Origin of the sequence: Actinomadura darangshiensis, assembly GCF_004349235.1 — a bacterium.
Taxonomy (GTDB): Bacteria; Actinomycetota; Actinomycetes; order Streptosporangiales; family Streptosporangiaceae; genus Spirillospora; species Spirillospora darangshiensis.
Window position 1 is genome coordinate 1 of sequence record NZ_SMKY01000021.1, and the last position, 22,452, is coordinate 22,452.

The 22,452-nt window shown below is 72.5% G+C and carries 14 protein-coding genes and 2 pseudogenes; 4 read left to right on the forward strand and 12 right to left on the reverse strand.

Features of this window, described 5'->3' with window-relative positions; all coding sequences use genetic code 11:
* The 3 genes and pseudogenes from E1293_RS07230 to E1293_RS07240 form a co-directional block, all read left to right on the forward strand.
* A pseudogene (locus tag E1293_RS07230) lies at positions 1 to 422 on the forward strand (DNA polymerase Y family protein); the annotation flags it as partial.
* 9 nt (positions 423 to 431) lie between these two features.
* Positions 432 to 3,746 (forward strand): error-prone DNA polymerase, encoded by a 3,315-nt coding sequence (locus E1293_RS07235; RefSeq protein WP_132195145.1) that lies wholly within the window; start codon positions 432 to 434, stop codon positions 3,744 to 3,746.
* A 127-nt stretch (positions 3,747 to 3,873) separates the two neighbouring features.
* Entirely contained in the window at positions 3,874 to 5,847 is a 1,974-nt protein-coding gene (locus E1293_RS07240; RefSeq protein ID WP_132195147.1) for a protein kinase domain-containing protein, read from the forward strand.
* Between the two features lie 9 nt (positions 5,848 to 5,856).
* Here the strand turns inward: E1293_RS07240 and E1293_RS07245 are convergent, their stop codons facing one another.
* Positions 5,857 to 6,786 carry a Ppx/GppA family phosphatase gene (locus tag E1293_RS07245; RefSeq protein WP_132195149.1) on the reverse strand — a complete coding sequence of 310 codons (930 nt, stop codon included), beginning with the start codon at positions 6,784 to 6,786 and terminating at the stop codon, positions 5,857 to 5,859.
* Between the two features lie 63 nt (positions 6,787 to 6,849).
* On the opposite strand from E1293_RS07245, the gene E1293_RS07250 reads away from it, so the two are divergent.
* On the forward strand, positions 6,850 to 7,278 hold the full coding sequence (locus E1293_RS07250; RefSeq protein WP_132195151.1) for a PH domain-containing protein: 429 nt from the start codon (positions 6,850 to 6,852) through the stop codon (positions 7,276 to 7,278).
* 1 nt (position 7,279) lies between these two features.
* Here the strand turns inward: E1293_RS07250 and E1293_RS07255 are convergent, their stop codons facing one another.
* From E1293_RS07255 to E1293_RS07305, 11 genes and pseudogenes are all read right to left on the reverse strand, one after another.
* A complete protein-coding gene (locus E1293_RS07255; protein WP_132195153.1) occupies positions 7,280 to 7,771 on the reverse strand; it encodes a PfkB family carbohydrate kinase in 492 nt (163 codons plus the stop codon).
* Positions 7,772 to 7,823: 52 nt separating this feature from the next.
* Complete coding sequence (locus E1293_RS07260) at positions 7,824 to 8,033, reverse strand: hypothetical protein (RefSeq protein WP_132195155.1); 210 nt, start codon at positions 8,031 to 8,033, stop codon at positions 7,824 to 7,826.
* 55 nt (positions 8,034 to 8,088) lie between these two features.
* Complete coding sequence (locus tag E1293_RS07265; RefSeq protein WP_132195204.1) at positions 8,089 to 8,880, reverse strand: aldo/keto reductase; 792 nt, start codon at positions 8,878 to 8,880, stop codon at positions 8,089 to 8,091.
* 114 nt (positions 8,881 to 8,994) lie between these two features.
* Entirely contained in the window at positions 8,995 to 9,543 is a 549-nt protein-coding gene (locus E1293_RS07270; protein ID WP_132195157.1) for a hypothetical protein, read from the reverse strand.
* Between the two features lie 241 nt (positions 9,544 to 9,784).
* Positions 9,785 to 11,005 carry an RNA-guided endonuclease InsQ/TnpB family protein gene (locus E1293_RS07275; protein WP_132195159.1) on the reverse strand — a complete coding sequence of 407 codons (1,221 nt, stop codon included), beginning with the start codon at positions 11,003 to 11,005 and terminating at the stop codon, positions 9,785 to 9,787.
* Positions 11,002 to 11,582: pseudogene (locus E1293_RS07280) on the reverse strand (IS607 family transposase). The gene E1293_RS07275 and the pseudogene E1293_RS07280 overlap by 4 nt, the downstream one beginning before the upstream one ends.
* 45 nt (positions 11,583 to 11,627) lie before the next feature.
* A complete protein-coding gene (locus E1293_RS07285; protein WP_165978116.1) occupies positions 11,628 to 12,431 on the reverse strand; it encodes an alpha-L-rhamnosidase-related protein in 804 nt (267 codons plus the stop codon).
* Positions 12,418 to 13,089: a hypothetical protein gene (locus tag E1293_RS07290; protein WP_132195163.1), complete on the reverse strand. Its 672-nt coding sequence runs from the start codon at positions 13,087 to 13,089 to the stop codon at positions 12,418 to 12,420. The genes E1293_RS07285 and E1293_RS07290 overlap by 14 nt, the downstream gene beginning before the upstream one ends.
* Before the next feature lie 47 nt (positions 13,090 to 13,136).
* Complete coding sequence (locus E1293_RS07295) at positions 13,137 to 16,070, reverse strand: glycosyl hydrolase (protein WP_132195166.1); 2,934 nt, start codon at positions 16,068 to 16,070, stop codon at positions 13,137 to 13,139.
* The gene (locus E1293_RS07300) at positions 16,071 to 19,238 is read right to left on the reverse strand and encodes a family 78 glycoside hydrolase catalytic domain (RefSeq protein WP_132195168.1); all 3,168 of its coding nucleotides are present in this window, start codon (positions 19,236 to 19,238) and stop codon (positions 16,071 to 16,073) included.
* Positions 19,235 to 22,444, reverse strand: a complete 3,210-nt coding sequence (locus E1293_RS07305) for a family 78 glycoside hydrolase catalytic domain (RefSeq protein ID WP_132195170.1) — start codon at positions 22,442 to 22,444, stop codon at positions 19,235 to 19,237. The genes E1293_RS07300 and E1293_RS07305 overlap by 4 nt, the downstream gene beginning before the upstream one ends.
* Positions 22,445 to 22,452 lie beyond the last annotated feature (8 nt).

Sequence of the window (22,452 nt, forward strand, 5' to 3'; positions counted from 1 at the left end):
AGGGGATCACGCGGCCGGGGCGGGTGGGCGGGCGCGGGCCGGGCGAGCAGGTCGTCCGGGTGCCGGTCGGCGACCTACCGCCCGCCGGTCCGCCCGAGGGGCCGTGGCCGGGACGGGTGTCCGGGCCCGCCCCCGCGGCCGTGCCCGTGGCGCCGCCCCGGGCCGAGCTGGTCGACGCGTCCGGCGCGGCGGTGGTGGTGTCGGCGCGGTGCGAGGTGTCCGCGCCGCCCGCGAGGCTCGCGGTGCACGGGCGTCCGGCCGCCGTGACCGGCTGGACGGGCCCCTGGCCGGCGGACGAGCGCTGGTGGGACCCCGAGGCCGCCCGCCGCCGCGCCCGCTTCCAGGTCACCACCGACGACGGCGCCGCCTACCTGCTCGCCGTCGAGGGCGGCCGCTGGCACATCGAGGCCGTCTATGACTAGGGAGCGCTGATGGGCTGGCACAACCCGCCGATCTCGTGGCGCGAGTTCGAGGAGAAGCTGTCATGGCGTCCCGACGGGCCCTTGCCGGGGGGTGTGGGGGGTCGCCGCCCACCGGAGACCGAGCGGGCGGCCGAGGAGCCGCCGGAGGTGCCCGCCCTCCCGCGGCGCGCCGAGGCGGAGGTGCCGTGGGCGGAGCTGCACGCCCACTCGTCGTTCAGTTTCCTGGACGGGGCCAGCCATCCCGACTCGCTCGTCGCGGAGGCGGCGCGGCTCGGCGTGGAGACGATGGCGATCACCGACCACGACGGCATGTACGGCGCGGTGCAGTTCGCGCAGGCCGCGGGCGAGGCCGGCATCGGGACGGTGTTCGGCGCGGAGCTGAGCCTCGGCCTGCCGGGCCCGCAGACCGGCGAGCCGGACCCGGCCGGGCGGCACCTCCTCGTGCTCGCGCGGGGCGCCCCCGGATACGCGCGGCTCTGCTCGGCGATCACCTCGGCGCAGCTCGCGGGCGGGCAGAAGGGCCGTCCCGTGTACGACCTGGAGTCCCTCGCCGGCGCGCACGACGGCCACTGGGCCGTGCTCACCGGCTGCCGGAAGGGCCCGGTCCCGGCGGCACTGGAGGCGGGCGGCCCGGAGGCGGCGGACGGGGAGCTGCGCGACCTCATCGGCATGTTCGGCCGGGAGAACGTGTTCGTCGAACTGATCGACCACGACCAGCCCGACGACGACCTCCGCAACGATGCCCTCTTCGAGCTGGCGCACCGGGCCGGGGTGGACGTGGTGGCGTCCAACAACGTGCACTTCGCGGCGCCCGGGGCGGACGCGCGGCTGGCGCAGGCGATGGCCGCCGTCCGGGCCCGGCGCGGACTGGACGACATGGTCGGCTGGCTCCCGGCGGGCGGCACCGCGCACGTCCGCGGCGGCGCGGAGATGGCGAAGCGGCTGGCGCGGTTCCCCGGCGTCCAGGAGCGGACGGTCGCGTTGGGCAAGGAGTGCCTGTTCGACTTCGACGTGGTCGCGCCGCGGCTGCCCGACTGGCCCGTCCCGGACGGGCACACCGAGGCGAGCTGGCTGCGGCACCTGGTGAGGGAGGGCGCGCTCAAGCGGTACGGGCCGCCGGAGCAGGAGCGGATCACCGGCGCGTACGCGCAGATCGCCAAGGAACTGGACGTCATCGAGCAGCTCCGCTTCCCCGGCTACTTCCTGATCGTGCACGACATCGTGGAGTTCTGCCGGCGCGAGGGGATCCTGTGCCAGGGGCGCGGCTCGGCGGCCAACTCGGCGGTCTGCTACGCGCTCGGCATCACCGGCGTCGACGCCGTCCGGCACGGGCTGCTGTTCGAGCGGTTCCTGTCGCCCGGACGCGACGGCCCGCCCGACATCGACCTGGACATCGAGCACCGCCGCCGCGAGGAGGCCATCCAGTACGTCTACGGCAAGTACGGGCGGGAGTGCACGGCGCAGGTCGCGAACGTCATCAGCTACCGGCCGCGGATGGCCGTCCGGGACGCGGCCCGCGCGCTCGGTTTCTCCCCCGGCCAGCAGGACGCCTGGTCGAAGGGCATCGACCCGCGCGACCCGGTCGGGCCGGAGACCGGCATCCCGGCGCCGGTGCTGGAGCTGGCGGACCGGATGCAGAAGCTCCCCCGGCACCTCGGCATCCACTCCGGCGGCATGATCATCGCCGACCGGCCGGTCGGCGAGATCTGCCCGATCGAGTGGGCGGCGATGGCGGACCGCAGCGTCCTGCAGTGGGACAAGGACGACTGCGCGGCGGCCGGCCTGGTCAAGTTCGACCTGCTCGGCCTCGGGATGCTGGCGGCGCTGCACGACTGCTTCGACCTGGTGGACGAGCACCACGGGCGGCGCTACGACCTGCAGTCGATTCCTCCCGAGGACCCGGAGGTGTACGACATGCTGTCCGACGCCGACACGGTCGGGGTGTTCCAGGTCGAGTCGCGGGCGCAGATGGCGACGCTGCCGCGCCTCCGGCCGCGCGAGTTCTACGACCTGGTGGTCGAGGTCGCGCTGATCCGGCCGGGGCCGATCCAGGGCGGGTCCGTCCACCCGTACCTGCGCCGGCGCAAGGGGCTGGAGCCCGCCGTCTGCCCGCATCCGCTGATGGAGCCGGCGCTGTCGCGGACGCTCGGCGTGCCGCTGTTCCAGGAGCAGATGATGCAGCTCGCCGTGGACTGCGCGGGCTTCACCCCGGCGGAGTCCGACCAGCTCAGGCAGGCGATGGGCGCCAAGCGCGCGCCCGAGCGCGTGGAGCGGCTGAAGCGGCGGCTGCTGGACGGGATGGCCGAGCGCGGCATCCCGCCCGACATCGCGGAGAGCGTGTACGAGAAGATCCTGGGCTTCACCGGGTTCGGGTTCCCCGAGTCGCACGCGCAGAGCTTCGCCCACCTCGTGTATGCGAGCGCCTGGCTGAAGCGTCATCACCCTTCCGCGTTCACGGCCGCCCTGGTGCGGAACCAGCCGATGGGGTTCTACAGTCCGCAGAGCCTTCTGGGCGATGCCAAGCATCACGGTGTCGTGGTCAGGGGTGTGGACATCAACGCCAGCGGCGTCCATCCGACGCTGGAGGAGCCCATCGAGGTCGACTCCGACCATCCGCACGCGCCTGCCGCGCCTCAGCCGGCGATCCGGCTGGGGTTCTCCGGCATCCGGAACCTGGGCGACGACACGGCGGAGGCCATCGCGGCAGGACGTCCCTACACGAGCATGGAAGACCTCGCCCGGCGCGTGCCGCTGTCCGGCGGCGCCCTGGAGGCGCTCGCCACGGCGGGCGCGTTCGACCGGTTCGGCCTTGCGCGGCGTGAGGCCCTGTGGGCGGCGGGTGCGCTGGCTGGGTCCGGCCCAGGGCAGCTTGAGGGCGTCACACCGGGCGCGTCCGCTCCGGCGCTGCCGGCGATGACGCCGATCGAGGAGACGCTCGCCGACCTGTGGGCGACGGGCGTCTCGCACACCCATCCGGTCGCGCACGTCCGGGAGGCGCTGGACGAGCTGGGCGCCCTGTCGTCGGTGGGCCTCGCCGCGACGCCGGGCGAGACCAACGTGGTCGTCGCCGGGCTCGTCACCCACCGGCAGCGCCCGCCGACCGCCGGCGGGATCGTCTTCATGACGCTGGAGGACGAGACCGGGATCATCAACGTGACGTGCCCGCCGCAGGTGTTCCAGCGGCACCGCGCCCTCGCCGTCGACTCGCAGGCGCTGCTGGTCAGCGGGCGTCTGGAGCGCGTCGACGGGGTCATGAGCGTCCGCGCCACCCGCCTCCGCCGCCTCCCCGTCCCCGGCCGTGTCAAGGCGCGGAACTTCCACTGATCCGGGATCGGGCGGCGGACGCTAGAACCTTGGCGGCTCCTCTGTCATCGTAAGGAAGCGTTGGGGCCTCGTGCCGCCATGGGGCGGTCGCCAAGACGCGGCTCCATGGGGGCGGAAGGTGATCTCCATGGACGCGACCTCCCTGCGTGAGCTGCGCCCGGGCGATCCCACCCGGATCGGCCGGTACGAGATCGAGGCCAAGATCGGCGAGGGCGGGATGGGCGCCGTCTACCTCGGCCGCGACCCGGCCGGACGCGCCGTCGCGGTGAAGGTGGTGCGCCCCGAGCTGGCCGGCGACCGGACGTTCCTCGCCCGCTTCCACGACGAGGCCGCCAACGCCCAGCGGGTCGCGTCGTTCTGCACCGCGCAGGTCCTCGAACACGGCGAGGACCTCGGCCTGGCCTACCTGGTCACCGAGTACATCGACGGACCGTCGCTGCTGGACCACGTCAGCGCGAACGGCGCCCTCTCGCCGGGGATGCTGCACGGCGTCGCGGTCGGCGTCGCCGCCGCGCTCGTCGCCATCCACAGCTCCGGGCTGGTGCACCGCGACCTGAAGCCGAGCAACGTGCTGCTGTCCATCTCCGGCCCCCGCGTGATCGACTTCGGGATCGCCCGCGCGCTGGACATGGCCTCGTCCCACACCCGGACGGGCCAGGTCGTCGGCACGCCCGGCTGGATCGCGCCCGAGCAGATCACGACGCAGCAGGTCACCCCGGCCGTGGACGTGTTCGCCTGGGGCTGCCTGGTGGCCTACGCCGCGAGCGGCCGCAACCCGTTCGGGCAGGGGTCGTTCCAGCTCATGGCGGCGCGCGCCGTGCACGCCGACCCCGAGACCGGCGACCTGCCGGCGCCGCTTACCGGGCTCGTCCAGGCGGCGCTGCGCAAGGACCCCGCGCAGCGGCCGAGCGCCCGCGACCTGCTGCTCGCCCTCGTCGGGGGCGCCGGGGAGGCCGCCGTGACGACCGAACTGGGCGAGGCGTGGACGTCCCCGCCGGACGGCGACCCGCAGGTCACCTCCCGGGACGTCGCCGCACCTGAGCCGGGCAGTGCGCCCGAGCCGCAGACCGTGCCCGCCTACGAGCACCGCACCGACCCGCCCGCCGAGCGCGAGTACGCGCCCGTCCCTCCGCCTGCGCCGCGCCGGTCGGACCGCCCGTCCCGGCGGACCACGCTGATCGCGTCGACCGCGGCGGCGGTGCTGGCCGCGAGCGCCGTGGCGGGCGCCGTCTACTACTACAACCGGCCGTCCGGCAACGCGCGGAACACCGGGGCGGAGAGCGCCGCGTTCCCGTCCGCGGCCATGTTCGTCCGCGTCGACACGGCGCCGGGGTGGCCGAAGGACTGCCACGCCGACATCGGCGTCTACAAGCCCGGCGAGGCGTCCGCGAAGACGCTCCTGGGCGGGTCGCAGTGCGATATCCTGCCCGAGCGGTCGCCGGACGGGACGCTGGTCGCGTTCACCCGGACGAGTGACCAGGGCACCGACGCATGGGTGATGAACGCCGACGGCGGGGGCGCGCGGAAGATCATCGGGATCGCGCCCGGCAGCCGGGTGACCTGGTCGCCGGACGGCACGCGCCTGGCGTGCATGGGCGTGCGGGACGGCGTCCGGCAGATCTACGTGGTCGGCCTCAAGGACCGTTCGTCCACCCCGATCACCACCGACGGCTCGTTCAAGGACGACCCGATGTGGTCGTCCAAGGGGCGGCTCGCCTTCTGGAGCAGGCGGGACGGCGGCGAGCAGATCTACACCATGGACCCGGACCGGCCCGGCGGCGCGTGGACGCGGCTGACGACGGACGGCGTCCGCTCCGTCGACCCGGAGTGGTCGCCCGACGGCACCAAGATCGCGTTCACCCGGGGCCCGGACTCCACCAGCACGATCTGGACGATGAACGCCGACGGGTCCGGCCCGCGCGCGGTGACCACGGGCACCGCGGACGACATGGACCCGGCCTGGTCGCCCGACGGCCGCTGGATCGCCTACGCGCGGGGGCCGGTCGCCAAGCCCGTGCTCCACGCCGTCCGCGCCGACGGCAAGGACGACCGCGTCGTCACCCCGAAGGGCGGCACGCTGGGCCACCCGAACTGGTCGTGACCCGCGCGCTCAGCCCGTGATCATGTCGAGGCGGCGGAGGATGACGCCCTCGCGCAGCGCCCACGGGCAGATCTCCAGCTCCGGTAGCTCGAACAGGTCCATCGCCGCGTCAGCGACGATCGCGCCGGCGAGCAGCTGCGGGGCGCGCGCGTCGGACACGCCGGGCAGCTCGGCGCGCTCGGCGGCGGTCATCTTCGCCAGCTTCTCGGTCCACTCGGTGACGGACGCGGCGGTGAGGTCGCGGCGCTGGTACGGTCCATCGGCCGACGGGGCGGCACCGCCGATCCGGGCGAGCTGCCGGAACGTCTTGGACGTGGCGACGGCGTGGTCGGGCGGCCCGTAGCGGGCGACGTCGCCGACCTTGCGCGCGATCTCCGCCCGGACGTGCCGGCGCAGCTCGCGGATCTCGTCCGGGGGCGGCGGGTCGGCGGTGAACCGGTCGCGGGTGAGCCGGACCGAGCCGAGCGGCAGCGAGAACGTCGCGTCCGGCTCCTCGTCGATGCCGGACGCGACCTCCAGCGAGCCGCCGCCGATGTCGACGACCAGGAGCCGCCCCGACGACCAGCCGAACCACCGCCGGACGGCGAGGAACGTCAGCCGGGCCTCCTCCTCGCCGTGCATCACCCGGATGTCGATCCCCTTGTCGTCGCGGATCCGGGTGAGGACGTCGTCGCCGTTGGCGGCCTCGCGGACGGCGGAGGTGGCGAACGCGACCAGGTCCTCGACGCCCTTGTCCTCGGCGATCTGCAGCGCCTCGTCGACGAAGTCGCGCAGCAGCGCCTCCCCCTCCGCGGAGAGGCGGTCGCCCTCCTCCAGGTGGGCGGCGAGCCGCAGGTCCGCCTTGTGGGAGAAAGCGGGGAGGGGCCGCGCCCCCTGGTGGGCGTCGACCACCAGCAGGTGCACCGTGTTCGAGCCCACGTCCAGCACGCCGAGTCGCATGCTGCCGACGGTATCGGAGCGTCCCCGGCCCGGGCAGCCCCGGCTGCGGCTATGGTCTCGGGCATGGACGCGGGTTCGCAGCGGCGGTGGCGTGTACCGCCAGGTCACGTGGCGGTGAAGTGCGCCGGGGCGGCGGCGGTCACGGCGCTCATCGTGCTGTACTCCCACGACCCCCAGTTCCTCTTCCTGGCGGGCGCGGCGGCGCTCGGGCTGAACGTGCTGGCACTGCGCGACCTGGTCGCCCCGGTCCGGCTCGCCGCCGACGGCGACGGCATCACCGTCGTGTCGGGCTACGCCGGGCACCGCGGCATCCGGTGGGGCGAGGTGACGGGCATCCGGGTCGACGAGCGGCGCCGGCTCCTGCTGCACACCCGGATGCTGGAGATCGAGACGGTCGGCGACCTGCACCTGTTCAGCGCGTTCGACCTCGGCGAGGACGTCCACGACGTCGCCGACGAGCTGTACCGGCTGCGCGCCCGCACGACCCGCTGAGCTATCCGGGCAGCTCGTCCGGCGTGGGGAACGAGCTCTGCGCGCCCGGCCTGCGGACGGCGGGCAGCGGCACCTCCAGCTGGAACGACACCACGGACGCACCGCTGATCATCGTTCGGGCACGCTCGACGTCGTCCGGGCCGAGCCGGGCGTTGGCGCCGGGCGACACGATGATGCTGTTGTCGCCGTCCGGGCCGACCGTGATCAGCGCGACGCCGGTCGGCGCCTCCGGAGTCGTCACCAGATGGGCGAGGTCGACGCCGTCGGCGGCGAGGGCGTCGCGCAGCAGCCCGCCGTGCCCGTCGTCGCCGACCCGCCCGACGATCCCGGCCCGGCCGCCGAGCCGCGCCGCCGCGACCGCCTGGTTCGCGCCCTTCCCGCCCGGATGGGTGGCGAGGTCGGACCCGAGGACGGTCTCCCCCGGCCCGGGCCGCCGCTCGACGCCCACCACCAGGTCCGCGTTGACCGATCCGACCACGACGACATCATGCATGCGCTGTCCCACCCATCACCGACTACAGGCGCGGGGCCGGTCCGCGCAACCGCTACTCCGCGCGGAGCTCCGCGAGATCGACCACCTCGGCGAGGTCCTCGACGGACGGGAAGTAGCCCCGCCCGACGAGTCTCCCCTTCCGCGTCACCAGGAACGCGCTCGGCCCCCGCACACCGGCGAGCCCGGCCCACACCCGGTGCGTCCCCGTCAGCCGCACCGCGGTCACGCGCAGCCCGCCCGGCCCCGTCCAGCTCTCCCCCATGCACGGGACGTTACGCTCCGTGACAATCCAAGCTCAGAGCCGGGGGCGGGCTTCGCTAGGCCGTCTCGAAGGTGGCCGGATCGGGGCCGACGCGAAGGCCCTTGTCCAGCTCGCCGATGCTCTTCATGTCGTCGGGCGTCAGCTCGAAGCCGAACACGTCGATGTTCTCGGCGATCCGGGACGGCGTCACCGACTTCGGGATCACCACGTTCCCGATCTGCAGGTGCCAGCGGAGCGCGACCTGCGCCGGGGTGCGGCCGTGCGCCTGCGCGATGCGGGCGAGCGCCGGATCGTCCAGGAGGCCGTGGCCCTGCCCGAGCGGCGCCCACGCCTCGGTGCGGACGCCGTGGTCGCGGTGCAGCGCGCGCAGGCCGTCCTGCTGGAAGTACGGGTGCAGCTCGATCTGGTTGACCGCCGGGACGACGTCGGCCTCGTCGATGACCCGGTGCAGCGTCTCGACGGTGAAGTTGGAGACGCCGATCGACCGGACCCGCCCGTCCTGCCTCAGCTTCTCCAGCGCCCGCCAGGTCTCCAGGTAGGTGCCGCGGCCCGGCATCGGCCAGTGGATCAGGTACAGGTCCAGGCGGTCGAGGCCGAGGCGGGACAGGCTCGCGTCGCAGGCGCGCAGCGCGTTGTCGTACCCCTGCTCGCTGTTCCACAGCTTGCTGGTGACGAACACCTCGTCCCGCGCGAGCCCGGACGCCCGCAGCGCACGCCCGACGCCCTCCTCGTTCTGGTAGGCGCTGGCCGTGTCGATGCTGCGGTAGCCGCTCTCCAGTGCCGCCGCCACCGCGCGCTCGGCCTCGTCGTCCCCGACCTGGAACACCCCGAAGCCGAGCTGCGGCATCGCATGCCCGTCGATCAGGTCAACGTTCGGTACGGTCACTGTGTCCGTCCCCCCTCAATGGTGTGCCGTGCGCGATCGTGCCCACGAAACCGCCCCCCGAACATGCGCCCGCGGCTAGGAGGGCGGCCGGGTGACGCGCGCCGTGAAGGCCACAGTGTCCGGCCCGTGGGTCACGGTGACGCGCCAGCAGCCGAAGTCCGGGAACTCGACCACCGTCGGCCAGAACCCGTAGGGCGTACCGTCATCCGAGGTCGCCGTGGCGTAGTTGTCCTCTTCGGGGGACGTGCTCGCGGTCCCGGTCCCGTTGAGGCGTGCGGCCTTGACGTGCGGCGGACCGCCGTGTTCGCTCAGCCGCCCGCCGTACAGGGTGAACGTGCCCCACTTCACCACGGCACGCCCGTGCTGGATCGAGGCGTTAGGGCCCTGGCGGGCGAACCAGGCGTCCACCCACAGGTCACCGGATCCATAGACGCCCTCGTCGGACACCGGCTTCAGTGCGGATGGGAGCCGGTCCCCTGCGACCGGCCTCGTCTCAGCACATCCCGTCCGGCCGGGGCCGGGGCTCGGGGGCGGAGTGGCCGTCGAGGCGCCGTCCGGTTCCGAGGAGCAACTTGCAGCGGCGGCCAGCGCGGCCGTCACGACCGCCAGTGTCGTTCCCCTCATGGCAACCGATCCCCTCAGCGCGATGTGGTTCACCCAGCACTGTAGGGGCCCCCGTGGGCGCGCCGCTTCGACCCGTACTTGGCGCGGGCCAGCCTGCGCAGAGGTGGTTCAGCATGTAGCCGTTCGGAGAATCTCAGTGATCCTCGTTCCTGATTCGCTGGCGTCTGCCCCGGCAGGCCGGGGTCTTACGTCGCCTCCACAGGCGTTTAGCGTCTCCGGGGAACTGCCCGGCGACAGGCTGTCAGGCGGCCCGCCCGGCCTGCTGCATGGCGGTCAGGAGGTTGCGCGCAGCATTGGTATCGCGGTCGTGGATCGTCCCGCAGCCGCATTGCCAGGCGCGGTCGGCCAGGGTGAGCGCCGCATTGACCGTCCCGCAGTTCCCGCACAGCCGGGACGAGGGGAACCACCGGTCGGCGGCCCACACCTGAGCCCCGTACCAGTCGGCCTTGTAGCCCAACTGGCGGTAGAACTCGCCGAACCCGAGATCGGAGATCGCGCGGGACAGACGCCGGTTGCGGGTCATGCCGGCGATGTTCAAAGTCTCCACCGCGATCGCTCGTTTGGTTCTCGCGAGCGTCGTGGTGGTCTTGTGCAGGAAGTCGGCACGCTGGTGTGCGACGTCCAGGTGGAGCTTGGCGACCCGGCGGAAGGCACTGGCCCGGTTCGCCGACCCTACGGCCTTGCGGGACAGGGACTGGTTGGCACGGCGAAGCCTGCGGAGCGCAGCCTTCAGCGGCTTGGGGGCGTGGAGTTCGGTGACGGTGCCGTCGTCGTCCACGATCGTCGCGAACGTCTTCACTCCGACGTCGATCCCGCATGCCGGAGCGTCCTGCGGGACCTCCCGCGCCTGGTTGACCTCGGTGCGGTCGGTCTCGATCTGGAACGACACCCACCAGCGGCCCGCCGTCTGTTTCACTGTCGCGCCGACCACCCGTGCGGTCCCGGCGGCGATGCGGCCGGTGAGCCAGGTCATGTCTTCGCGGGTGCCGACCTTCCCGACCCCGGGCAGGTGCACCGCACGGGGGTGGGCGGGCCGCGCACGGTCGGCGTCGTAGCGGAACCGGGACCCGTGCTTGCGTTTCCGCCAGTCCGGGAATCCGACGCGGGCGCCTTTGCGGGCGCCGGAGCGGGAGTCGAAAAAGCTGGTGAACCCGGCCGCGCGGACCCGGCACGCCTCCTTGGGAACCCGAGACGACAGCCCCTCCGCAGTGAACCACGGGTACCGGTCGCGGTGCTGGACGCGCCACAGACGCTCCAGCGCGGGGGCCGTCCACGGCACCGGCGTCTGGTCCGCGATCGAAACGCCGTAGGACCGTTCGGCTTCCCGCTGGGCGAGGGCGGCCTTGACCTTCTCCAGGCAAAAGTTCTCCACCACCCGCGACAGCCCCGCATGCTGCCCCAGCCTGGCGGCCTGCGCCGGAGTCGGAGCGAGTTCGATCCGGTAGCCCTGCCGGGTGGTCACGCCGCCCCCGCCGCGTCCAGGGCCGCCGTGGCGCGTCGCTTGGCCGAGCGTCGCCCGTACAAGCGCGCGCAGAACGAGGTGAGAACCTCGGTCATGTCCCGCACCATGTCGTCCTCGACCTCGCTGTCGTCGATCTCGGTGTCGTCGATCACCACGATCCGGCGGCCGGACGCCGCGAGCGCGGCCGACAAGTGCTCCAGCCCGAACCGGCTGAGGCGATCGCGGCGCTCGACCACGATCACCCCGGCCGCCGGGTCGGCCAGAAGCCGGGCCAGCTTCGGGCGCCTGCCGTTCAGCGCGGACCCGACCTCGGTCACCACCTCGGCGACGGCAAGGCCCATCCCGGTCGCCGCGGCCACGACCCGGCCCGCCTGCCGTGCAGGTCGGCTTCCTGGTCGGCCGAGAACACCCGGCAGTACGCGGCCGTGCGGGGCTCCTCGACCGGGGCGGGTTCCAGGACCAGGTACCGGCCGGTGGCGGTCTTCACCACCGGGACCGGCATCTGCTCGTCCCTCGCCCATTTCCAGGCGGTCTGGTAGTGCACCCCGTTCCGCCGCACCCACTCCGAAAGCTTCACCCGCTGACCATCCCAGACGGAAACTGAGAAACACTGATGATTCAGCTAACAACTAAGAACCCTTGGTCGCGGCGGATGATGTCCACGCCCGCCTGGTCGGCGGTCCGGCCGCCGGCGGCGACGTGGGCGTTGACCTCCATCGAACCGGAGAAGACCCCAGGGTTGCCCTTGTTCTCGGGCGCGGTGGAGGTGACCTCGCTCCAGTTGCCCTTGAGGGACACGCTGATGCGGCGGGCCCGCTCCTGGCCAGCGAGGCCGTACCAGGCGGCGAGGGAGTTGCCGGCCTGCGGGTGGATCGTCGAGTCCGGGTAGAACTTGTACACGCGCCGTCTCGTCCCAGAAGTTGGCGTTGACGGCCTTGCGGAGGGCCTCGGCCCGTTCGGCGTACGTGGCGGCGAGTGCGGCGTCGCCTTGCGCCTTCGCCAGCCGCGAGCCGGTGTCGAGGACGCGCCACAGTACGTTCGCGATGAGGTTCTCGCCCTTGGCCAGTATCCGGACGGAGTCGAACGTGTTGGTGATCGACACCAGGCCCTTGCCGTCCACCTTCCCGGCGATGAGGCCGACACCCTTCTTGTACCGGTCCCAGACACCCGACAGCCAGCGGGTGTCGCCGGTATAGCGGTAGTAGTCCCAGGTCGCGGCGAGGTTCCACAGGTGATAGGTGTCGGAGCCGTACTTGTTCAGCTGGGGGCCGGAGCAGGGCAGCTCGCCGGTGTCGCGCTGGTGGTCGTACACGGTGGTGAGCGCGTTGCGGGCGGACTCGGTGTCGTCGAACGCGGCGTAGGCGCTCGGAATCTCGATGCCGAGGTCGCCGGGCCAGACCGTCCGGTCGCGCTTAGCGCCGTCCACGAGGATCATGTCGCCGGCGCCGACGTCGCCGGTGTTGTCCCACAGCGCCGCCGGCGCCTCCCAGACCCGCCCGGTCTTCGGGGAGACGGTGTTGAGCTGGATCGTGTAGGCCCGCGTACCAGATGCGATTCAGCAGGTCGTCGCTCGAATAGAAGTAGTTGGCGTACTTGGACGGGTCCTTCATCTGGGGCGCGGCGGTGTAATGCAGGGACACCTGCTCCGCGGGCGTGGTGTAGGACGTGCGCCCGTCGACGTCGACGGAGAGCGCGCCGTCCTGGCTGGGCGGTCCGCCGGTGGAAGCGTCGCTCCTGATGTCCACGTAGGTGGACGATCCGGCGAACGCGGCGCCGACCTTCTGCGGGCCGTCGGACCCGGCGAAGTGCAGCGTAGCGAGCCCGCTGACCTCCTTGCCGAAGTCGAGCGTGATGGACGCCCCGGCGCCGTCGAGACGCGTCTTGCGGCCCCCGAGCAAGGCGTTGGCGTCGGTCACCGCCCCTTCTGTCTTGTAAACAGAAGCGGGATGGAGCGTCCGGGATGACGGGGACAGGTTGTAGCGCTCCCAGGGCGCAGGGTGGCGGCCCGGCTTCGCCTGGGCGGCGCCGAGCGGTGCGTCCTGGGCCTCGACCAAGGCGGACAGGCTCAGCGCGATGGCAGCCACGCCGTGCCTTCTGACCACTCTGCGATACATGGATTCCTCGCGAGGGTTCAATGGGTGCGGACGGGCGCCTCGCCGTAGGGGACGAGGCGGACGGGGCCGATCAGGCCGTAGTTCTGGCGGGACGCGTTGCCGTAGACGTCCGGGTCGCAGACGCGGAGCCGGTTGTTCAGCGTCGTGGCGACCTCGACCTCGATGGTGTTGCGGCCGCGCCGCAGGTGGGGGCCGATGTCCACGGTCGGAACGACCACGCTGACCGGGAGGCGGTGGCCGTTGACGGTGACGCGGCAGGTGTCGAGGACCTCGCCGAGCTCCAGCAGGGCGCCTGCGCCGCCCGTCCAGTGCACGGTGGTGGTATAGGTGCCGATGCCGGAGACGTCCGCGAGTTCGGGGATGTCCGGCCACGCCTTCAGGCCGTCGAGTCGCAGGTCGTGGCGTTTCGTGCCGTCCGGTGTCATGTCCTCGACGCGGAGCCGCCAGGACGTGAGGGTCTGCGCGGCCGGGACGGCGCCGATCGTGGTCGTGACGGTGCGGCCGCCGGGCAGGGTGGTGGTGTACCTGCCTGCGGCGGTCGCGCGGGCGATCAGGCGCTGCCGGTCGACGCGGAGCTGCGCCTCCGAGGCGGTGGCGGACGGCGCACGGCCGCCGCGCGCCAGCATGATCACGGTCGCCTCGGACGGCTGGAGCGCCACCCGGAGCGTGATCGTGTCGCCGTCCGCGCGGTGGACGGCGATCCGCTCGGTCTCGCCCGTCCACAGGTCGAGCCGGTACGGGACGGCCCGCCGGTCGGAGCGGGTCAATGTGACCTCGTGGTCGATCGCGGCGACGGGCGGCTTGGGCGTCTCGGCGTCCTTGCCGTTGCACAGGTAGTAATAGTCGGTGCGGCCGTCCTGCCGGTGCGCGGTGAGGAGCGTGGACGCCTCCGCGTAGCGGACCGCCGGGCGCAACCCCAGGTCGTCGAGCGCACCGGGCACGTCCGCCTCTTCTAGGACGTTGCGGACGCGCGGCTGTGCGAACAACTGCTTGAGCAGCGCACGCAGTCGCTCGTTCTCGCCGTCGTGCGCCAGGCCCGTGAGTGTGGCGGCCGACCAGTCGCCCAGGAAGACCAGCGGCAGACCGGCCTTCGTCAGTTTCAGCATGGTGCGGGCCGTGTCGAGCGGCAGCGTGCACTCCTTGCCGGAGAAGCGGTCGCCTTCGACGAACAGGACCTTGTAAGCGGGGCCGTCCGGGGCGAGGCGGCCGTCCGACACCGTCGCTGACGGCAGGTCGAGCACAGGTGCGCTGACGAACTGATGCGTCCAGCCCACCGGGACACCGCTCTTGGTGAACCATGCGGCGCCGATTCCGGTCTTGGAGTAGCCCTTCTGGCGGAACACGGCGACGTCGATGCGGCTCTCGCCCGCCTGCATGGCCTGGTGGACGCGGGACATGTACGCGGCCACGTCCGGGACGTGCCTCCACGTCGGCTGGCGCGGCCCCCACGATTCGGAGTAGCCGATCCCCCCGTTGTAGGGGGTGAACGCCGCGAAGCCCGGCCAGGCCGCGCCGGGGACGTGAGCGTAAGAGAAGCCGTGCAGGACGGTCTGGTTCAGCCCTGCCGCGTACGCGCCGCCCATGGTGCGCAGGACCTTGCCCCAGGTGGTGTTGTAGGCGCCGCCCGGGTAGGCGCCCGCCTCGCTGGAGAGGATCTTCCGTCCGCCCATGTCGCGGCCCCCGGCGAGCACGCGGTAGTCGTCCAGGTTCTTGAAACCGAGCGACTCCCCTTCCGGAACGTCCAGGATGGCGGCGGACTGGATCGCGTCGGTCTCCAGCCCGTACGGCTGTGCGCGGTACCGCAGGCCGATCGAGTGCGCCCACGTTGCGACCGCCGCGAAGTGGTACTCGTTGAGCAGGTCGGAGATCGTCAGCCAGAAGTCGTGCCGGACATGGGACGTGGTCGCCGCGTCGTAGGCGAACTGGGTGTCCTCGTCGTTGCGGACGACCACCGGCAGGTACGGCATCAGGTCGTAGCCGCGCCGCCGCTCGAACTCGGCGGGCAGGCCGGGCGTCCAGTTGAGGGCGTCGGTCTCCAGCTCGATCGAGTCCTCGAAAAGCGTCGCGCCGGCCCGTCTGATCAGCCTGCGGATGTCGCGGGTGAGCAGCCGCGCCTCCCAGAACGCGGTGACGGCGCGGGTTCCGGCCCTGCTGAAGTGGTCGACGACGCAGCTGTCCGGGGACGAGTGCGGGCCGGACTCGGGCCGCTGCCCGCTGCCGCGCCGCCAGTAGGCGAACAGCAGCCAGTCGCCGCCGGCGGGGACCGTCCAGGTGATCCGCTCCCCCGCGGCCGTCCCGGTCAGGTCCGTGAGGGACGCCGGGTCGAGGCCGGTCTCCTTCCGGGTCGCGTTCGCGGTGTCGATCTTGACGGCGTGGACGGCGACGAGGTGCCGCTTCGTCACGCCGTCGCCGGCCGCGGTGACCGGTCCGGGGACCGGGCCGTCGTGGGTGCCGCCGCCCGCGACGGCCACCGTCCCGTAGGCGAGCTCCTGGACGGCCGCCTCGTCGTCCGGAGTGATCGTCGGGACGGCGGCGGGCCAGGCCGGGCCGATCGTCAGGTCGACGGTGATGCGGCGGCGGGCGGCCTGGTCGAGCGCCGCCTCGACGCCCGCGGTCCAGGCCGGGGTGCCCCAGCCGTGCCCCTCCGGGTCCAGGACGGACTTGTCGTCGATGCTGTGGTGCACCGCGGCGATCTCCGCACCGCCGAACCCGGCGGCGGCGATCTGGTCGATCTCCCGCCGGATCTCCCCTGGGTCGACCAGGCCGTCCGGCCACCACCAGCGGAACCGGGGCCGCACCGCCGGGCCGGGGCGGGTGAACCCGCCCGGTTTCGGTGCGGCCTGTGCGGTCTCGCCCCCGAGAGCGGGGGCCGCGGCCACCGCAGCCGCGGCGGCGCCGCCGATCTGCAGCACGCGCCGCCGCGTGACTCCCCCGTTGCGGTCGTCGTTCACTTACTTCCTCCTGCTGACTGTCGTGCGGCCGGAGCCGACCGGGCCGATGGCGAGGAGCCGGCCGGTGGCGTCCTGGCCCGTGGAGCGGGGGGCGCGGGCGTGGGGTCCGGTGACGTGGAAGGCGCGCGGGTCGTCGTCGCCCAGCTCGACGACGATGCGGGCGGACGTGTTGGGCGGCACGTCCACGTCCAGGCGGTACTTCGTGTCGCGGTTCAGCGCGACGGCGACCGGTCCGCGGATCGTGGGGACGCGCCCGGAGACGCGGTCCAGGCCGCCGGGGCGGGGCCGCACCTCGATCTCGGCCGCACCCGGTTTCGTGATCCGCACGCCGAGGACGTGCCGCGGGAGCGCGTTCGCGGGAGCCGAGCCCCAGGCGTGCGAGAACGTCATGTTCGACTTGAGGGACGGGTCCCACGCCTCGGTCACGATGGTCGCGCCGAGGTCGTCCAGCATGTGCAGCCAGGAACTCATGCCGGTGGACGTCATCAGCCCGATCGCGGCTTCGGCCTGACCGGTGGCGAACAGGGCGTCCAAGAGGAACTGCGCGCCGTAGACGCTGACCTTCATTCCGCCGTCCGCGAGCGTCTTGCCGAGGGCGCGGACGACGGAATCGGGCAGCGGGTCGGCGACACCGAGCGCGACGGGGAACGCGGTCGCGTGCTGCGCGCTGTGCGTGGTGCCTATGCCGTCGACGAATCGCCCGTTGGACGCGTTGAGGAGCTTCGCGCGCATTGCGCCGGCCAGCTTGTCGGCGGACGCCCGCCACTTCTTCGCATCGGCGGTCTTGCCCAGGGCTGCCGCGATGTCGGCCATCGCGGTGAACGCGGCGTACTGGCATGCGTTCACGACCGTGTTCACGTCGGTGAACACGTAGCCGTCGCGGTTGGACGCCGGCCAGTCGACCAGGTCACCGAGGTCGTGGCTGGACGATCCGGGGTCCTTGTGGACGAGCCCGTCGTCGCCCAGGTACGACGTCAGGTGCTTGGTCGCGAGAATGTCGTAGTCGGCGGCGAGCTGCTCCGGGTCGCCGGTGTGCAGGTAGTCCTGCCAGGCCGACATGACGTTCATCAGCCGGTACTCGGTCGGCCAGGTGTGGTTGCGCGCCAGGTACACGTCGGACGCGCGGGCCAGAGCGAACGAGCGCTGCACCCCGTACTCGGACGCCTGGTTGATGAGCGCGTCGCCCTCGTAGGGGCCGCGTTCGCGGGTCGGGGTGTCGATGTAGAGGTCGCCGCGGGTCGCCTCGATCGAGTAGCGGGACAGCTCGTACACGCGGTCGAGGTCGCGGCTGGAGCTTGCGAACGATGCGTCGGAGTCGCGCCACGCGGCCCGCCAGGCGCGCCCGGTGACGGCCTTCGAAAGGTCGAGGTCGTCGTCGCAGATCAGTTGCGCGTAGCGGAATCCGCGGTAGCCCCAGTGCTCGATGGTCTGCCGGCCGTCGCGGAGGGTCCAGGTCTCCTTGTAGGTGACGCCGGCGCGGAGCGCGTACTTGACCGTGCCGTCGTCGTTCAGCTCCTCGCCGAGCCGGACCTCGACGGTCTGCCCGGCCCTGCCGCGCACCGACAGGCGCAGCCCGCCGGCGATCTCCCGTCCGAGGTCGACGAGCCAGGTCCCGGACGAGACCTTCCGGACGGACGCGGGCTCGACGTCGTACAGCCCGACCGGCTCGACCAGCGCGGGCTCCAGCCCGTCGATGGCCGCCTTAACCGCCGCCGTTTCCCAGCCGGAGTCGTCGAAGCCGGGGCTCGTCCAGCCGGCCGGCTCCTGCCGCATGTCCCAGTACTCCTGGGGGCCGGTGTAGAAGCCGGAGCCGATGGTCCCGCCGTCGCGCAGCATCCCGGCCTGGCGGCGCGCCTTCCACGATGCGCCGCTGTCGACGGTGGTGGTCGTCCCGTCGGCGTAGGTGATGACGAGCTGGGCGAGGAATCGCTTGTCGTCGGTGGTGAACGCCAGGGCGGCCAGCGCGTTGCGCCGTCCCGGACGCAGCGCCTTCGTCACGTCGAACGAGTGGTAGCGCGGCGCTCCGGCCCCACTGCGCATGGACGCGAAACCGGCCACGTCACCGTTGACCCAGATCTTCGCCGGGTACTGCCGGATCGGCGACGGCGACTGCGCGGCGACATGCAGGATCGCCGCCGCGATCGGCTTGCGCGCCGGTGTGAACTCGGTGCGCAGCAGCGCCCAGTCGTCGTCCGCCAAGCCCGCCGACGACAGCGTCGACTGGCCCTTGCCCAGGGTCAAGGCACCGTCGGCGACGGTCCCGGCGCCGAACGTGCCCCGGCCGTCGGTGAAATCCTCGTCGACCACGGCCTTGCCGTCGACGGTGGTGAAGGTGACGCGGTCCCACACGTTCGCCTCGCTGGAACCGTTGCGGATGCCGACCGTGCCCGTCCGGTACGTGCCGTCTGTGGTGCTGTCGACCTCGGTGCCGTCGATGGACGTCGTGAACGTGGAGCCCGCCATCTCGACGGTCACGTCGTACCAGCGGCCCGTCTCGACCGGGATCGAGAGCCGCTTCTCCTCCAGCACCTGGTAGGTGCCTTTGACGCACACGTGCTTCTTCAGCACACCGGGGGTCCCGGCACGCAGCTGCCACAGGTAGTTGGCGCTCGTCCCGGACGCGCGGAACCACAGGCTCGCCGCGACCGAGGTGATCTGCACGCGGGCCTTGAGGACGCCGTCGCCCGGCGCCTGCACGGCCGGTGCCCAGATCGGTTCGGCCGTCCAGTCGGCGACGCCCGTGGCCAGCAGGGCGGGCTCCGACCAGCGGGACGACCCGTGGCCGTCGAACATCCGGACGCGCCACCAGTAGACGGTCCGCGGCGACAGAGCGGGGCCGCCGTACGGGACGGCCACGGAGTCGGCGGACGCGACCCGGCCGCTGTCCCAGACGTGCCGCCCGCCCAGCCGCGAGGGCGTCGTGGCGAACTGGACCTGGTAGTGCGTCTGCTTCGTGCCGTGGCCGAGGTCGGCGACCTGCCAGCTCAGCCTCGGCCTGGCCGCGGTGACGCCGAGCCCGTCCGGCAGCAGCGAGGTCAGCAGCCCGGACGGCGTGCGGGCGGCCGGGGGCGCCGCCGACGCGGTGCCCCCGGCCGGGCCGAGGACGACCGCGCCCGCCGCCCCGGCCGCCGACGCCCCCAGGAAGTGCCGCCTGCTGATGCCGCTCACGAGGCGGTCCCGTCGAACTTCCAGTCGCCGGAGCCGACCTCGAAGACGGCGCGGCCGTTCTGCACGCCGATCCAGCGGGCGTCCCGGGGCGCCTTCGGCTTGGCGGTCCCGCCGAGCAGCGGGAACTCCACGCGGGCCTTGGTGCCGGGCGGGACGGTGACGTCCAGCCGGACCTTCTTGCCGGTGCGGCGCCACGACGCCGCGGCGTGCCCGCGCGGCGTCTCGTAGGTGGCGGCGGCACGCGTGATGTCGCCGACGACGGCCGGGCGGAGGAGGAGGGTCTCGAAGGCGATCGAGTCGTCGGCCTGGCCGAGGCCCGCGAGCCCGGCGTGGAACCATTCGTCGATCGCGCCGAGCATGAAGTGGTTCTGCGAGGCGCCGGACGTGGGGCCGTCCCAGTTCTCGGTCAGCGACGTCGCGCCGTGCACGACCTGGTACCCGTAGCTGGGGTTTCCGGTCTGCGTCGCGAACGCGTGGATCACGTCGTCGCGCCCCTCCGCGGACAGGACGTGGAACACCGACGGCAGCGCGATCTCGCCGACCGTGAGGTGGTAGCCCTTCGCCTTGATGCTGTTCACGAGGTGGCCGAGAACGGCGTCCTTCTTGTCGGCCGGGACGACGCCCATGTCCAGCGCCAGCGCGTCGCACGCCTGGCTCCCGGAGCCGTAGGTGTCTCCGGTGGCGTGCTCGGCGTTGAACGCCGCCCCGATGTCGTCGGCGAGGGTCTCGTACTTCGCCGCGTCGGCGTCCTGACCGATGACCTTCGCGATGCGGGCGAGGGCGGACACGGCGCGGTGGTAGCCGAACGTGGCGGTGACGCCCTTCGGGGTGCTGTTGTCGAACGTGATCCAGTCGCCGAGGCCGTAGTCGAGGAGATGCCCGTCCGCCTTGGCCGACAGGTAGTCGACGTAACGCACCATGTTCGGGTAGTAGGTGCGCAGCGTGGCCACGTCCCCGTAGGCGCGGTACATCTGCCAGGGCGCGAACACGATGACGTTGCCCCAGTTGGGGTCGTCCCTGAACCCGCCGGAGAACACGGTGAACTCGGGTGCGATGTCCGGCACGAGACCGTCCTGCGTCTGGGCCTCGGCGATGTCGCGGACGATCGAGCCGTAGTAGGCGTTCACGTCGTAGTTGCGTGCGACGGCGGGGAACACGAGGTTGGCCTGCTCCAGCCAGCCGAGCTTCTCCCGGTGCGGGCAGTCGGTGAGGACGGAGTACATGTTGCTCTGCACGGCCCGGTCGATGATCTTGTGGATGTCGTTGAGGAGCCCGTGCGAGCTGGTGAACGACCCCGCCTTCGCGTTGCCGGCGCGCAGCACGATCCCGGTGACCGTGCCGTCGTCCGGGGCGGACGGCAGCCCTTCGAGCTGCAGGTAGCGGAAGCCGTGGTAGACGAACCGGGGATGCCACGTCTCGGTGCCCTTGCCCGAGAGCGTGTAGGTGTCCCAGATGGGCGAGCCGGTGGTGTGCTGGCTGACCGTCCCGTCGTCGGCGAGGAGCTCGCCGGGGCGCATCGTGACCTTCGTCCCGGCCGGTCCACTGACGCGCAGTTCCGGCCAGCCCGCGAAGTTCGTGCCGAGGTCGACGACGTAGACGCCGTCCTTCGGCTGCGTGATCTTCTTGGTGCGGAACGTGCCGGCGGGGACGATCGGCGGCGCGGTCCGGGCGGCGAGCCGGGCCGTGGGCGAGGCGACCTTCACCGCGTCCGACCAGTCCTCCGGGGTGCGGCGCGCGTCGTGGTCCTCGCCGCCGTACCAGTTCGTGAAGGTGGTCGCGCCGAGGGCGGTGCGCCAGGACGTGTCGGACGCGACGACCTCGCGCGACCCGTCGGTGTAGGCGATCTCGAGCTGGCCGAGGAACGTGGGCTTCCCGTCCGAGCGGGTCAGCTTCTCGTAGCGGCCGGGCGTCGGCGGAACATGCGCCATGCCCGTGCCCAGTTCCACCTGCACGCGGTTGCCGCCGCGACGCAGCAGCCTGGTCACGTCGTAGGTGGAGTAGACGAGCCGCTCCTTGAACGCGCTGTAGGGCGGTTCTAGGACGGCGTCACTGACCGGGCGTCCGTTCACGGTGATGTCCAGGACGCCGAGTGCCGTCGCATAGAGGCGTGCCGAACGGACGCGTTTGTGCAGCTTGAACTCGCGCTGGAAGACCGGGAGCGCCTCGGGCTGCCGGTGCAGCGGCGGCGGCGCCTCCTGTCCCTCGACCGTGGCGGCGGTTTCGAACGTCTTGCCGTCGCCGGACGTCTGGACGGTGAAGTCCTCCGGGAAGTTGGCCGTCTTCCCGTCGTCGGTCGTCGCGTCCGTGCGCGGGTAGAGCAGGACCCGGTCGAACCGCTGCTCCTTGCCGAGGTCGATCTGGATCCAGATGGGGTCAGTGAGGTCCTGTTCCTTACGCTCCATGCTCGTGTAACCGAAGGGGGCGGCGTCGCTGGTGAGGGACCCGTCCGTGACGGCCTTCGGTTCCCATTGGCCGCCGACCGTGTAGCTCTCGGACGCGGTCACGGGCGCCTTCGACGCCACGTTCGTTCCGGACGCCCCGTCCAGCACCTGGATCTCGGCGAGTTGCAGCCGCGACACCTTGTACGGCCAGCCCTCCTTGAGCGGGAGCCCGAGCCGGGTCACGTTCAGCCGGACGTACCGGGCGGATCGGGCGGGGAACGCGACCGTCGCGGCGGCGGGTACCGGGTCCGCGGACCACGCCTCGTTCCCGATCCACTGGGCCGTCCAGTCGGCGGCGGCGAGCAGGCCCATCTCGAAATGCGACGGGTCGCTCCACGCGGACGCGTGGCCATGACCGTCCCACACCCTGACCTGCCAGGACGCCCGCTCGCGGGACTTCAGCGCACGTCCGGCGTACACGGCCGACACCGCCCCGCCGCCGACCTTGCCGGAGTCCCACAGGTCGGGGTGGGCGAGGCGCGCCTGCGAGGTGGCGGCCCGCACCTGGTACGCGGACTGGACGGCGTTGCGCGGCCCTGCGGCGAACCGCCAGCTCAGCGTCGGCTTCGTGGCGTCGATGCCGAGCGGCGACGGCAGGTGGTCGACCTGAAGATCGACCGGGCGCAGCGTCCGGGCCCTGCCCGTCGCGGGTGCGCCTGTCGCGGGCGCGGCCGAGGCGGGCGCCACGATCGTGCCGCTCGCCGTGACCGCCGCCGCGGCGACCCCGCCGGCCTGCACGAACCTTCTTCTGGACAACTCGTTCATCGCAGGCT

Excerpts from the sequence above, each read along its gene's own strand:
- E1293_RS07235 (WP_132195145.1), top strand. The coding sequence starts at position 432 with ATGGGCTGGCACAACCCGCCGATCTCGTGGCGCGAGTTCGAGGAGAAG.
- E1293_RS07240 (WP_132195147.1), top strand. The coding sequence starts at position 3,874 with ATGGACGCGACCTCCCTGCGTGAGCTGCGCCCGGGCGATCCCACCCGG.
- E1293_RS07245 (WP_132195149.1), bottom strand. The coding sequence starts at position 6,786 with ATGCGACTCGGCGTGCTGGACGTGGGCTCGAACACGGTGCACCTGCTG.
- E1293_RS07250 (WP_132195151.1), top strand. The coding sequence starts at position 6,850 with ATGGACGCGGGTTCGCAGCGGCGGTGGCGTGTACCGCCAGGTCACGTG.
- E1293_RS07255 (WP_132195153.1), bottom strand. The coding sequence starts at position 7,771 with ATGCATGATGTCGTCGTGGTCGGATCGGTCAACGCGGACCTGGTGGTG.
- E1293_RS07260 (WP_132195155.1), bottom strand. The coding sequence starts at position 8,033 with ATGGGGGAGAGCTGGACGGGGCCGGGCGGGCTGCGCGTGACCGCGGTG.
- E1293_RS07265 (WP_132195204.1), bottom strand. The coding sequence starts at position 8,880 with ATGCCGCAGCTCGGCTTCGGGGTGTTCCAGGTCGGGGACGACGAGGCC.
- E1293_RS07270 (WP_132195157.1), bottom strand. The coding sequence starts at position 9,543 with ATGAGGGGAACGACACTGGCGGTCGTGACGGCCGCGCTGGCCGCCGCT.
- E1293_RS07305 (WP_132195170.1), bottom strand. The coding sequence starts at position 22,444 with ATGAACGAGTTGTCCAGAAGAAGGTTCGTGCAGGCCGGCGGGGTCGCC.